This window comes from Halobaculum sp. MBLA0143 (assembly GCF_041361465.1).
GTDB lineage: Archaea > Halobacteriota > Halobacteria > Halobacteriales > Haloferacaceae > JAHENP01.
In genome coordinates, this window is sequence record NZ_JBGKAC010000002.1 from 126,238 (window position 1) to 139,147 (window position 12,910).

The following is a 12,910-nucleotide window of genomic DNA, read 5'->3' on the forward strand; positions in this document are numbered from 1 at the left end:
CCGAGCGGTGAGTCGCACCGAGGCTGTAGATCACCGCCCGCAATCGCCACTGACGGGGACTTTCCCGTCGGCCACCTGTCCGTCGTCGTGCTGTTCCCGACGCACCTCCTGGCGGCGGCGCTGCTCGGTCGCGTCGCGCGGTGATCGCCGTGATTTCCCGAAAGCGAACGCTGCGAAAATTATATGAGGTGTGAGTCACTTCCGTCGGTCGTGACAGACGGCTACGCCATCGAGACGACGAATCTCTCGAAGTCGTTCGAGGAGACGACCGCGGTCGACGGCGTCTCGCTGCAGGTGCCACGGGGGTCGATCTACGGGTTTCTCGGGCCGAACGGTGCCGGCAAGACGACGACCATGCGGATGTTGGCGACGATGACGGAGCCGTCCGGGGGGAGCGCTCGCGTCGCCGGCCACGACATCGCCGACCGCGAGCGTGTGGTGACGGAGCTGGGCTACCTCCCAGAGGACGCCCCGGTGTACGACGAGTTGACGGGCGGAGAACAGCTCCGACACGCCGCTCGGCTCCGGGACGTGCCGGACGCGACCGAACGGATCGACGACTTACTCGCCCGGTTCGGGCTCCAGGAGGCCCGCGACCGCCGGATCGACTCCTACTCGAAGGGGATGCGTCGGAAGCTGGGACTGATCCAGACGTTGTTGCACGACCCGACCGTGTTGCTGTTGGACGAGCCGACCTCCGGGCTGGACCCCCGCGCCGCCCGGACGATGCGAGAGACGCTGTCGGGACTGGCCGACGACGACGTGACGATCCTCCTGTCGAGTCACGTCCTGTCGGTCGTCGACAGCGTCGCCGACCGGGTGGGCGTCCTCTCGGACGGGCGACTGTTGGAGGAGGCGCCGCCGTCGGAGCTGAAGGCGCGCGTCGACGACACGAGCGACCAGACGCTGGAAGACGCCTTCTTCGAGGTGACTGCCGACGGCACGACGACGGGGTTCGAGCGAGACGGGACAGAGCCGAAGCGAACCACTGGTGCCAGTGCCGGTGCCACGACCGACGGCGAGGAGTGACCGATGGGCGGGTTCTCACTCCGGACCGCGCTGGAACTGATCCGGATCGACTTTCGGCGACAACGCCGGGCGTTGTTCTCGGAGCCGTTTTCCATCCTGTTGCTCGCGGTGCCGGCGGTGTTCGGTGCCGTCGCCGTCGTCGGCGAGGTCCCCGTCCCCGGGCTGTCGGCCGTGTGGTCGGAGCCGGGGGCCTACCAGTACGGGCGCCAGGTGGCCGCCGGCGAGGAGCCGACGTTCCGCGGGCAGGTCCGGATTGCCACCGGGCTGTTGGTGGTCGCGACGGTGTACCTCACGACGATCAGAGACATCCAGGCCGACCTGGACGTGGACAACGGGCTGGAACTGTACGCACTCGGCCGTGAGCCGGTGTCGACCGTCACCGCCGAGTTGGTGGGGTCTGCCGCGGTCGGAGCGCGACTCGCCGGGCCGGCGGCGCTCGCGGGCGTCGTCGCGTTCGCGGTCGGGAGCGGTCGGCTCCTCGTGATCCCCCTCGGCGTCGCGGCGGTGGCGGCGTTGTTCCTGTCTGCGACTGCGGTGACGCTCCTCGTCACGACCGTCGGACGGTGGGCGTTGGCGGAGTCGGCGTTCGTCTACCGGATTCGACGGCTGTTGGGTGGGCTCGTGCTCGGGGGGTTCGTCGTTGCGATTACGTCGTTCCGCCGGACGGGCGACGCGCTCTCCGGGACGCCGGTGACATGGTTCGCGGACGTGGTGTTCCTCGCCGCCGGGCTGCCCGGGTCGGCGACACACGCCGGGGTGGCGCTCGCCGCCGGCGTGGTCGTCCCCGCGGTCACAATCGTGGTCGCTGCCGGTCCGCGGCGTCGGCTCCGCCTGCGCGACACGGTCGAGGTGACCGGTTCGTCGCTGGGGCTGGGCGAACGGCTCGTCGCACCCCTCGCACGGGTCGTCGGCCGGCAGACCGCCGGCGTCGCCGTCACCGTCTGGCTCCGAGTGCGGCGCAGACCCCGACAGCTGCTGTACACGCTCGCGTTGGCCAGCATCACCGTCGGCGCCGCGATCGACGTGGCGCCCATCGTGGGCGTCCCGGTGTCGGCGGCGGTGGCGACGTACCTCCCGGCCGCCGCCGGGGTGACGCCCAGCATCAACCCGATCGCCAACGACGGCGTCGGACTCCCGTACACGATGACGACCCCGGAGGGGCCACGACACCTCGTCCACGGCTACGGCCTCGCCGTCTGGCTCCCGTCGGCCGTTCTGGCCGCCGGTGCGGTCGTCGTCGCGGCCGCCGTCGAGGGTGATCCGGCGGGGTCGACCGCGGTCGCCGTCTTCGTCGCCGTCGTCGGGACGACGACCGCCGTCGCCCTCTCGCTCGCCTTCGGCGCCGTGTTCCCCAGCTACGACGGTACGTCCCCGACGGCGAACCACGACCTCCAGACGCCGGCCGCCCAGGCAGCCGCGGCGGTGCTCCTCGCCGTGACAGTGACTTCGTTGCCGGCACTCGTCGGTCTCCGGGCGCTCGCGGCCGGCGAGACGGCGTTCGCCGTCCCCGCAGAGCTCGCGGCCGTCGTCGGCCTCGGCGCCACCACCCTGCTCGCCGCCGTCGTCGCCGTCGTGTGCTCGAAGGCGGCCGTCAGACGGATCCGGGGGTACGAACCGGAGTAGTCGCCGGCGACTCGGGGGCCGCCCGCGAGTCAGTCGTCCGCGAGGAACGGGAAGGTGCCGGCGTCGAAGGCGTCGGCGCCGAAGTCGGTGATCGTGCGGTGGGGGAGCAGCCTGGGGAACTGACAGACGGCGGCGTCCTTCCAGTCGGGGAAGATCACGCGGTCGCCGGCCCGGTGTCGCTCCCAGGTCGTTCGGGCCACGTCCACCGGGTCGTGAGTGAGCCCGTCTGCGACGCCGCTGTCGGCCATGCCGCCCTGCTCGACGAACTCCGTGTCGACCGCCGTCGGGCAGACGACGGAGACGGTGATCCCCTCCGGCTCCAGCTCGGCTGCCAGTGCCCGGGCGAAGAAGTTGACGTACGCCTTGGTCGCGGCGTACGTCGCCGCCCGCGGCGCCGGGTAGTAGCCCGCCGCCGAGCCGACGAGCACTACGCCGCCACGACCCCGCTCCACGAGTCCGGGGACCACGCGGGCCGCCAACTCCGTCGTCGCGGTGGCGTTCACCCGGACCTCCGAGCGCAGCGTCTCCGGGTCCGACTCCGCGACCGGGCCGTACGTCGGGAACCCGGCGCTGTCGACGAGCCGCGTCACGGTGTGGTCCGTCGCCTGCACTCGGTCGTGGAGCCGGGCGACGCCGTCGGGGTCCGAGAGATCCTGCGGCAACACCGTCGTCGTGACACCGTACTCCGACTCGGCCTCCCGTGCCACGTCGCGGAGCCGTTGCTCGCGGCGCGCCGTCAACAGGAGGTCGTAGCCGTCTGCGGCGGCCTCCAACGCCAGTGCCGCCCCGATTCCGCTGGAGGCGCCCGTCACCAGTGCCGCGTCCGCGTCGGTCGTGTCGGCCATCGTCTGTCGGTGGGGACGCACCCACTTCAACCGCCGGCCGTCGGGCGACTCGACCGTCGGGTCCCGTCGATCGGACGGAGCGGTGGGCGAGACGACACGAGCGACGGGGAAGGGGGCGCGAGACGGTCGTCTCGTCGACGAGAGTCCGACAGGATTCAACCCGTTGGAACTCGTACCGTCGGCCGAATGGGAGACACCGGCCGGGGAGACGACTCGTCTGGAGCCTTCGACGGCGTCGTAGGGTCACTCGCGGACCCAGTCTGTGCGCTGGACGGCGAACTCCGTGTCGTCCGGGTGAACGACGCCCTGACGGAGCTGACGGGCTACGACCGAGAGACGCTGACCGGACGGTCGCTGGGAGACCTGTTGGCGCCCGGCGGCACGGTGGACGACCGGCTCCGAGCGGTCGTGGCCGGCGAACGCGAGGAGGCGCGGCTGTCCGTCCCGTTGGTGACACGCGCCGGCTCGCGGCGGCGGACGGAGCTGAACGCCTCCCGACGGCCGGAGGGTGACGGCTGTCTGTGTGTGTTCCGGCGGACCGACCGCCGCGAGTGGGAGCGGCGCAGACTGGAGACGACACGGCGCGTCCTCACCCGCGTGTTGCGCCACAACGTCCGCAACGAACTCGACGTGATCCAGAGCCACGCCGAGGTGGTGGCCGAGACGGACGCCGTCGCCGACCACGGTGCGGTGATCCGTCGCCGGGCCGAACGACTGCTGGCACACAGCCAGAAGGCGCGGGCGTTCGAGGAACGGGTCGGTCACGACCGACTGGAACGGGTCGACCTCCGACGGCTCGTCGACGACGCGGTCGCCGCCGCCGCAGACGGGGCGGACGTGACGGTGTCTGTCGCGCTGGACGAGCCGCGCGAGGTAGTGGCACACACGGACGTGGACGCCGCGATCCGGGAGCTGGTGGCGAACGCGGTCGAGCACGCCCCCGCCGACGAGACGCCGCGGGTGGAGATCTGGGCGGAAGACCGCGGCGACAGACAGACGCTGTTCGTGGAAGACACCGCGGGCGGCATCTCCGACCACGAGATCGACGTGTTACGCCGCGGGACGGAGACGCCGTTCGACCACGGCAGCGGCGTCGGCCTGTGGCTCGTCCGGTGGCTCGTCGACGCCTCCGGCGCGGAGCTGATCGCTCACACCACCCGCGAGGGGTCGTTGTTCGGCGTCGAGTTCGAGACGGCGTTCGACGCCGTCGACCGGGCGGGTGACGGCTCGCCGGTCCGGGCGGGTGACGAGACGGACGAGCCGACCGCCGTCGGTCGGGTGCGCGAAGAGCTGGTCGGCGAGCGGGAGCCGGTGGTGCGACGGCTGTCGGAGACGCTCACGGACGTCTCCCGGGTCGGCGGCCAGACGGTGCTGTTGACTGGCGAGCCGGGTGTCGGGAAGACGGCCGTCGTCGACCGGTTCCGTGGGTCCGTCGCCGCCGGCGACGCCCGCGTGATCGGCGGGCGGTGTCGCCCGGCCACGACGGAGCCGCTGACGGTGTTCCGAGAGGCGTTCGACGGCTCGCTGGGCGGTGAGGCCGCCGCGGCGCTGACCGACCCGGAGCCGTTGCGGGCCGACGACCCGGAGACGGCCGTCCGGCGACGACGGGCGTTGTTCTCGGCCGTCACGGACGCCGTCCGCGACGCCGTCGCCGACAGCCCCGTCCTGCTCGTCTTGGAGGAGCTCCACCTCGCCGACCGGGAGTCGCTGGCTCTGTTGGAACACCTCGTCGCCGAGGTGGGTCAGTGGGGGCAGCCGTTGTTCGTGCTCGCGACCGCCGGCGTCGCCGCCGACGAGGCGCCGCCGGAGAAGCTCCAGGACGTGTTCGACCGAGTGGCCGAGAGCCGTGGCGAGGTGGTGGCGTTGGAACGGCTGGACCGCGAGGCCGTCAGCGAACTGCTGGCCGCCGGGCTGTCCGTCGACCGGGTGCCGCCGTCGCTGGCCGCGGCCACCCACGACCGGACGGACGGCGTGCCGTTGCTCGTGCAGGCGGTGACACGCCAGTTGGCCGACAGGTACGGGACGGGCGACACGGCGGCGCTACCGAGCGATCTCTCGGCGATCGCCGTGCCGGCGTCGTTGGAGTCGGCCGTCGACGCCCGGCTGTCGGAGCTGGACCCGGAGACGGAGACGGTGATCGAGACCGGTGCGGTGTTGGGGAAGACTACGTTCGACGAGCTCCGGGCCGCGACACACCTCGGGGAGTCGGAGCTCGTCGCCCGGATCGACGACCTAGTCGCCCGAGGGCTGTGGCACCGGACGGAGGCACGGCTCGCCTTCGGCGAACGGGTGGTCCGCGAACGGGTGCGCGACCGGCTGTCGCCGGAGCGCGAGCGGACACTCCACCGCCGGGCGATTCGGGCGATCCGGACGGTCTACGACGACCTGGCCCCACACGCCGGGCGGCTGGCGACCCACCACGCCGCCCTCGGCGCGTCCGCGACGGCCGCGGCGTGGGAGTGGCGTGCCGGTCGTCGGGCCGCCCAGTCGCACGCGTACGAGGAGGCCGTGGGACGGTACCGAGCCGCACGCGATCGCGCCGGCGACGTGACGAACCTCCCGACGACGTTCGCCGCGGACTTCGCCCGGGCGCTTCGAGTGACCGGCGACCCGGACCGCGCGCAGGCCGTCGCCGCCGCCGGTCTCGCCGTTCTCGACGGGACCGAGGGTGGTGAGGTCGACAGTGACGCCGCAGGGGTCGCGCACCTCGACGGCGACGACGACCGGGTCGACACCGCCGGGCCGGAGCCACGGCCGGACGACGAGGGGACGACCGTCGGCGGGCGACTGTCGAACGAGTTGGCGACGGTCCAGCGCAACTGGGGACGGAAGGAGGCGGCACGCGCCGCCTCGCGCCGACAGCGTGCCGTCGGCGCGACCGCGGACGAACTCGACGCCAGACTACGGCTGGCGGCGATGGACCGTGTCGACGGCGACTGGGCGACCGCTCGCGAGACGTACGAGCGGGCGCTGACCGTCGCTCGCCGGGAGGGGCTGCCGGCGCGGGAGGCAGACGCCCTCAGTGGGCTCGGAACCGTCGCGGTCGACCAGAGCCGACACGTGGACGCGGAGGCGCGGTACCGAGCGAGCCTGGAGATCCGCCGCGACCTGGACGACCGCGTCGGCGAGTCGGCCGGGCTCAACAACCTCGGCGTCGTGGCGTACGCTCGCAACGACCAGGCGGCGGCGGCCGACTACTTCCGCCAGGGGCTGGAGATCGACCGCGAGATCGGCGACGACGGCGGTGCCGCCCAGGGACTGTACAACGTGGCGATGGTGGAGATGGACCGCGGCGACTACGAGACGGCGGCCGAGCGTTGCCGCGAGAGCCTGGCGATTCGCCGCGAGACGGGCGACACCCGTGGAGAGGCGGAGTGTTACGAGGGGCTCGGCATCGCACACCTCCACTGGGGGGCGTACGACGACGCGCGGGAGTACTTCGAGGATTCGCTCCGTCTGCGCGAACGGATCGACTACCGCTACGGCCAGGTGAACGCCCGGGCCAATCTCGGCGAGGTGGCGTACTTCCAGGGGCGGTACGACGACGCCGCCGAGCGGTTCGGGGCGGCGCTGTCGTTGGCCCGGGACCTCGACTCCCCCGCTGGCCGGGCGCTGGCACGGGGCGGGCTCGCCCAAACCCGTCTCCGACAGGGTGAGCCGGCGGCGGCCGCCGAACACGCCGACGAGGCAGACCGGCTGGCGGCGGCAGACGACGACAGCCGCCGACGGATGACCGCCCGCCGGCTGCGGGCCGCAGCCGCTCGCGTCGCCGGCGAGACAGAGGCCGCGCGGGCGGCGGTACGGGCCGCCCACCGGCTGTCCGACACCGCCGACGACCCGCGGCTGTCGCTGCGTGTCAGTCTGGAGGCCGGGCGGGTCGCGCTCGCGGCCGACGAACCGGACCGCGCCACCGACTGTGTCGACACGGCCGAGACACTGGCGTCGGAGCTGACCGTCCCGTACCTCGAGGCGAGTCTGGACCTGTTGGCCGGACGGACGGCGCTGGCCCGTGGCGAGACGGCGGTGGGGCTCGACAGGCTCCGGACGGCACACGATGCGTTTCGGGAGTTGGGCTGTCCGGACCCGGCGCTGCGGGCCGCCGAGGCCGCTCTCTCGCAGTTGGCGGTCGACGGGGAGACGACACGGCTCCACGGCTGGGCCCGGGACGCTCGGGCCGTCGTGGAGACGGCGCCGGAGCCGGTCCGCCGGCAGTTCGAGCGGTCGTGAAACCGTGTTTCGTGACTCGCCACACGGCCGCCGGAACTACGTCGGTCAGTCGTGTCAGTCCTCGGCACGGCTATGTCACAGACCGAAGTGCCGGACGGCTACCACGAGGCAGTCGAACTGTCGACGCTGACGGAGTCTGGACGCGAACTCGTCCAGATCGACGGGACGGCGGTCGTGTTGTTCCACCACGAGGGCGAGGTGCGGGCGGTGAACAATCGCTGTCCGCACATGGGGTTCCCGCTGACGGAGGGGAGTGTCGAGGATGGTGTGTTGACGTGTGAGTGGCACCACGCCCGGTTCGAGTTGTCGTGCGGGGACACGTTCGATCCCTGGGCGGACGACGTGGACGCCTACCCGACGACGGTCGTCGACGGCACGGTGTACGTCGACCCGTCTCCACAGCGGGACGTACCGCCGGCGACACACTGGCGCGAGCGACTCGGCGACGGCTTGGAGCAGAATCTCGACCTCGTCGTCGCCAAGGCGAGTGTCGGGCTGATCGACGTCGGGGTGGACCCGACCGAGGCGGTCCGGGAGGGGGTGACGTTCGGGACGCAGTACCGCCAGGGCGGGTGGTCGACCGGGCTGACGATCCTCGTCGCGCTGGCGAACGTCCAGGGTGAGTTGGCGCCGACGGACCGCAAGCGAGCGTTGTTCCAGGGGCTCCGGAGCGTGGCCGACGACTGCGCCGACCAGCCCCCGAAGTTCGAGCAGGAGGAGTTCACGGCGCGTGACGTGCCGTTCGAGCGACTGCTGTCGTGGTTCCGGGAGAACGTGGAGGTGCGGGACCCGGACGGCGCAGAGCGGGTGCTCCGGACGGCGGTCGCGTCCGACTGCACGCCCGAACAGCTGACGCGGATGTTGACGACGGCCGCGACGGACCACCGCTACCTCGACCGCGGCCACACGTTCGACTTCGTCAACAAGGCGACGGAGGCGCTGGACCTGATCGGCTGGGAGCACGCCGACGACGTGCTCGCGTCGCTCGTCCGTGGGCTGGCGACGGCCGACCGGGCCGAGGAGCGTTCCTCGTGGCGCCAGCCGGTCGACCTCGCCGGGCGGTGCCGGGAGTCGTTCGACCGGTTGGACGACCTCGTCGCCGCCGGCGCAGACGAGTCGTGGACGGCCGACGAGGCGACGCTCGCCGGGCTCCTGTCGGACGACCCGGACGAGGTGTTCGAGACGCTGGAGACGGCGATCGAGGGAGGCGCGACGCCGGCGGAACTGGCCGGCGCCGTCGCCCGCGCCGCGACGCGACGGATCGTCCTGTTCGGCACCGGCAACGAGTTCTCCGACTGGGACACCGTCTTACACACGTTCACGTACGCCAACGCCGTCCACCGGGCGACACAGCGCACGGACGCGAGAGAGCTGTACCGCGGCGTGTTCGACGCCGCCGTCAACGTGTACTTGGACCGGTTCCTGACGACGCCGCCGGCGCCCGAGCCCGACCCCGACCCGGACGGCGACCCGGAGGCGTGTCTCGACGAACTCCGAGAGGCGTTCGAGACCCGCGGACGGGTGAACGCCGCCGGCAGTGCCGCGGCCCAGTTCCTCGCCGCCGGCGGTGACCCGGCGGAGCTGAAACAGACGCTGGGGGCGGCGGTCGTCCAGGAAGATACCGGATTCCACACGTTCCAGGTGTTGGAGGCCGGGTTCCGGCAGTTCGACCACCACTACGACGACGGCACCGTCGGGCCGGTGGCGCGCGACGCACTCGTCGCCGTCGCGCGGTACGCGGCCGCCCACTTCCCGACGCGCCGAGAGCGCGAACAGACGTTCTCCATCGCCGCGCGGCTGTTGCGCGGGGAGACCGTCCACGGCGGAGACGACACTGACGGCGCCGACACGGCGACCGCAGACGACTGACCGGGCGGGTCCGTCACACACCGACCGAGAACGGGTGCCGGGGTGACGACCCCACCGCCGGAGTCGACGGACGACGGCAGACCTCAGAAGAACTGCCGGAGTCGGACCGCACCCGGCCGGAACACGTCGTCCAACGCGGCTGCGACCCCGTCCGTCCGGACGGAGAGGTCACCGACTCGGCGAGCGGTCGCAACGTCGTGTGTCCCGACTGCGAGCTGTGAGAGCGTGCCGACGCCGACGGTCGCGTCCGCGTCGTCACTCTCCGTTCCCTCACTCACGTCGTTCAACCGTTCGACCGTCGCCTCGCCGTCGGCGACTCGGAGACGGACGAGCCCGTCGGCGACACCCAACGGATCCGTGACGGCCAGCCGGCAGTCGACGGCACCGGGCCACGCGAAGTGTTCTAACGCCGACAGCTCGGTGAGACGGACCATCGGGCCGCGGCGGAGCTCACACGACGCCGGACCGGGGTCGTCCAACCGGGTCAGCAGTTCGGCGTCCGGCTCCCCCCGGAGGAGGACGGACTCCACCTGTGCGCCGTGGTTGCCGAGGAACGACAGCAGCGCCCGGCGAGCCTCTTCGTCTGCCGTCAGGAGGTTCTGAACCCGGAGCGTGGTCGTCTCGCCGCCGTCGACGTGGTACAGCAGGGCGCCCACGAGGTCGCCGTCGCGCTCGTAGCCGTAGCAGTACGGCACGTCCTGCCACCCCTCGTCGTCGAAGACCCTCTCTCGCCACCACGTCTCCGTGCGCCGGACGGTGAACGTCGCCCCCTCGTCGTTGCGGGCCGCGGCCCGCGAGAGACGCTGCCAGTCGTCGGCGTCGAGTCGACGGAGGTCGCCGGCCGCGTCGTGGGCCGGGAGCTCCGCCGGCGGCGTCGTCACCTCCGTGTAGCTGTACGCCGTCGCCCACCCCAACCGCTCGTAGAAGGGCGTCGAGAACGCCCACAGCGCGGCGAACTCGACGCCGTCGGCGCGGTACCGTTCGACCGTGTCGGCCAGTAGTCGCCGGACGTGGCCTCGCGTCCGGTGCTCCGGGAGTGTCGCCACGCCGCCGATGGCGGCGACACTCGTCTCCCGCCCTCGAATCGTCGCCGGCGGGGTGTACAGCTTTGCAGTCGAGCACAGCGTGTCGTCGTCGTACACACCACGGGGCTCCCACAGCGACGGCGGCCAGTCGTCGTCGGAGTCACCGCCGGTGGTGTCAGAGTCGCCACCACGGCCGTCGCGGTCGTCGCCGTCCGTCGGGCCACGCTGTGGCGCGAAGGCGTACCGGAGGATTCGGTCGAACTGTTCACGGTCCGTCGCGGGGACGGTTCGTACCGATACCATACCGGGTCTCGCCGCGAGCCGTGGTGAAACTACCGACTGCGTGTGACCCTCCAGCAAGATTTTCCCCCGGGTGGCCCGAGGGGAGCGTTTCAGTTCCCGGTACTTATTTCTAGCTAGCGTTCAGGAGAGACAGCCAGGAGATGTCGGCAAATATTTACGAAGAGGATACGGCAGCAGTGATCGCGTCTGCGCTTCGAGAGGCGGGTGAGCGGCCGATCGTCGTCGCACCGACGCGAGACGCGGTCGCGGCAGTCGGACGCGTCGGGCGGCGAGAGGTGTCGCCGACTGGCGTCCGGCTGCTGGCACACGAGGAACTGCTACGAGAGACGAGGCGGGACTTCTTCCTGTCGACCAGAATCGCGGACGTGGTCACGGACCCGGCCGACGACGTGCGGACGCTGCCGGATCAGTACGGCGACACGGTCGTCGTCGGACCGGACGCGACGTTCGCGCTGGCGACGGGCGGCGACGCGGCCGCGGGGATCGCCGCCGTCGACAACACCGGCGCGCAGACCCTCTGGAGGGAGTACGAGAGCCTGTTCGACGAGGCGGAGGCGATGGGGCTGCGGGTGCCCGGCCGGACGGCTCTGCTCGACGCCGCCGCCGAGACCCTGGGTGAGGAGCTGACGACCGACCTGGCCGCCGCGGCTACCGCCGCCGACGACGGCGACGGCGGCGACCTCACGGACGGTGTCTCGTTGCTCGTGTTGGTCGGCGCGGCCCACGGTCGACAGTTCTACACGCTCGGCGCGTGGGCGGAAGACGCCGGCGTCGCCTCGAAGGCGACCGTCTCCCGGGCGAAACAACGGCTGGAGGACGCCGGCCTCGTCGAGACGGAGAAGGTCCCCGCCGACGTTGGCCGTCCGCGTCAACGGCTCAGGCTCGTCGACGAGTCGCTGGCGAACGCCGACGGACGACGACTGCACGAGGTCGTCGCCGCTATCGACGACTGACGACGACTGCACGAGGTCGTCGCCGCTATCGACGACTGACGACGACTGCACGAGGTCGTCGCCGCTATCGACGACCGACGGCACCCGGTCGACCCAACCGACGGGTCGACTGTCGTCCGCCGCCACGAACTGTGACACTGTCGGGGAGTGCCACCGGAGTCTTTGTCTGTCACCACGGACGACGTGGTACCGATGGGTGACGAACACAGACGAGCGAGCCTCGATCGTGTCTCGGGCGGACAGTCGACGGAGGTGTGTCGTCGTGGCCAACGGTGACGGGTACGTCGTCGTCGCCCTCGGTGTGGTGATCCTCGCAGTCGTCGGCGTGCCGCTGGCGCTCCTGTTCGGCGGTGATCTCTCCGTCGACGGGCTGTCGGTCGAACTCGCCGTCTCCGCGGTCGTGCTTCTGACCGTACTCGTGATCGTCGGTGTGTTCGCACAGTGAGCGTCTGACGGCCTCGTCGGACACGTCGACCCGTTCTGCCGAGCAAACTTACTAAACGAATATCCATATGTACAGCCGAGTAGGATAGATAGCTGAATCCATCGACAGATACGGTGCCCGAACATGGCACGTTTTGCGGTAACAGGTTCACTTTATCCAGTTCGGTGCTACAGTCCGAGTGCGGCTACCGCACCGCACTGCACACGACGCAGGCCTGTCACCTGCGCCGACGTCTGTCAGACATCCTGTCCACTTCCCGGGGTCCCCTCCCGGGAAGAGCGCGGACGGACGTGTCGCGACTCCGCGGCTCGTACTCACCGTCCGTCCGTCTCGGTAACGAACACCACCAGTCCGGCGACAGTCGGACGAGACGGCGACACACCGACTGTTACGCCACCCGACAACGGAGCGACACTCACAGACGGCCGACAGGCCGTCCGGACGGAGACGGGTGTGTCCCCACACTGTCCCGCGTCTGTGCCGGCGGCGACCACCTCGTCGGCGGGCGACTGCTTCCGGTTCTCTTCGGGTTTCCGAAAAGAGCGGTTGTTCCCTACGGAAGCTGCGACCCAGATCAGAATTTTTTTCCTT

8 protein-coding genes are annotated in these 12,910 nt (G+C 71.2%); 6 read left to right on the forward strand and 2 right to left on the reverse strand.

Annotated features, from left to right (window positions below):
- Window positions 1–183: 183 nt before the first annotated feature.
- Both RYH79_RS16095 and RYH79_RS16100 read left to right on the forward strand, forming a co-directional pair.
- Window positions 184–1,029: an ABC transporter ATP-binding protein gene (locus RYH79_RS16095; RefSeq protein WP_370901196.1), complete on the forward strand. Its 846-nt coding sequence runs from the start codon at window positions 184–186 to the stop codon at window positions 1,027–1,029.
- 3 nt (window positions 1,030–1,032) lie between these two features.
- Window positions 1,033–2,652 (forward strand): hypothetical protein, encoded by a 1,620-nt coding sequence (locus RYH79_RS16100; protein ID WP_370901198.1) that lies wholly within the window; start codon window positions 1,033–1,035, stop codon window positions 2,650–2,652.
- A 29-nt stretch (window positions 2,653–2,681) separates the two neighbouring features.
- Here RYH79_RS16100 and RYH79_RS16105 read toward each other — a convergent pair whose 3' ends face one another.
- Window positions 2,682–3,497 carry an SDR family NAD(P)-dependent oxidoreductase gene (locus RYH79_RS16105; protein ID WP_370901200.1) on the reverse strand — a complete coding sequence of 272 codons (816 nt, stop codon included), beginning with the start codon at window positions 3,495–3,497 and terminating at the stop codon, window positions 2,682–2,684.
- A gap of 186 nt (window positions 3,498–3,683) precedes the next feature.
- Between RYH79_RS16105 and RYH79_RS16110 the strand changes: the two genes are divergently transcribed.
- Together RYH79_RS16110 and RYH79_RS16115 are read left to right on the forward strand one after the other, a co-directional pair.
- Window positions 3,684–7,724 carry a tetratricopeptide repeat protein gene (locus tag RYH79_RS16110; RefSeq protein WP_370901202.1) on the forward strand — a complete coding sequence of 1,347 codons (4,041 nt, stop codon included), beginning with the start codon at window positions 3,684–3,686 and terminating at the stop codon, window positions 7,722–7,724.
- Between the two features lie 72 nt (window positions 7,725–7,796).
- Window positions 7,797–9,593, forward strand: a complete 1,797-nt coding sequence (locus tag RYH79_RS16115) for a Rieske (2Fe-2S) protein (protein WP_370901204.1) — start codon at window positions 7,797–7,799, stop codon at window positions 9,591–9,593.
- An 83-nt stretch (window positions 9,594–9,676) separates the two neighbouring features.
- Here RYH79_RS16115 and RYH79_RS16120 read toward each other — a convergent pair whose 3' ends face one another.
- Complete coding sequence (locus tag RYH79_RS16120; protein ID WP_370901206.1) at window positions 9,677–10,921, reverse strand: GNAT family N-acetyltransferase; 1,245 nt, start codon at window positions 10,919–10,921, stop codon at window positions 9,677–9,679.
- A 140-nt stretch (window positions 10,922–11,061) separates the two neighbouring features.
- On the opposite strand from RYH79_RS16120, the gene RYH79_RS16125 reads away from it, so the two are divergent.
- Both RYH79_RS16125 and RYH79_RS16130 read left to right on the forward strand, forming a co-directional pair.
- Complete coding sequence (locus RYH79_RS16125; protein WP_370901208.1) at window positions 11,062–11,874, forward strand: transcriptional regulator TbsP domain-containing protein; 813 nt, start codon at window positions 11,062–11,064, stop codon at window positions 11,872–11,874.
- Between the two features lie 262 nt (window positions 11,875–12,136).
- Window positions 12,137–12,319, forward strand: coding sequence for a hypothetical protein (locus RYH79_RS16130; RefSeq protein ID WP_370901210.1), 183 nt, complete (start codon window positions 12,137–12,139; stop codon window positions 12,317–12,319).
- Window positions 12,320–12,910 lie beyond the last annotated feature (591 nt).

What these genes read in the sequence shown, in the direction of transcription:
- RYH79_RS16100 (WP_370901198.1), top strand. Translation starts at nt 1,033, where the DNA reads ATGGGCGGGTTCTCACTCCGGACCGCGCTGGAACTGATCCGGATCGAC.
- RYH79_RS16125 (WP_370901208.1), top strand. Translation starts at nt 11,062, where the DNA reads ATGTCGGCAAATATTTACGAAGAGGATACGGCAGCAGTGATCGCGTCT.
- RYH79_RS16110 (WP_370901202.1), top strand. Translation starts at nt 3,684, where the DNA reads ATGGGAGACACCGGCCGGGGAGACGACTCGTCTGGAGCCTTCGACGGC.
- RYH79_RS16120 (WP_370901206.1), bottom strand. Translation starts at nt 10,921, where the DNA reads ATGGTATCGGTACGAACCGTCCCCGCGACGGACCGTGAACAGTTCGAC.
- RYH79_RS16105 (WP_370901200.1), bottom strand. Translation starts at nt 3,497, where the DNA reads ATGGCCGACACGACCGACGCGGACGCGGCACTGGTGACGGGCGCCTCC.
- RYH79_RS16095 (WP_370901196.1), top strand. Translation starts at nt 184, where the DNA reads ATGAGGTGTGAGTCACTTCCGTCGGTCGTGACAGACGGCTACGCCATC.
- RYH79_RS16115 (WP_370901204.1), top strand. Translation starts at nt 7,797, where the DNA reads ATGTCACAGACCGAAGTGCCGGACGGCTACCACGAGGCAGTCGAACTG.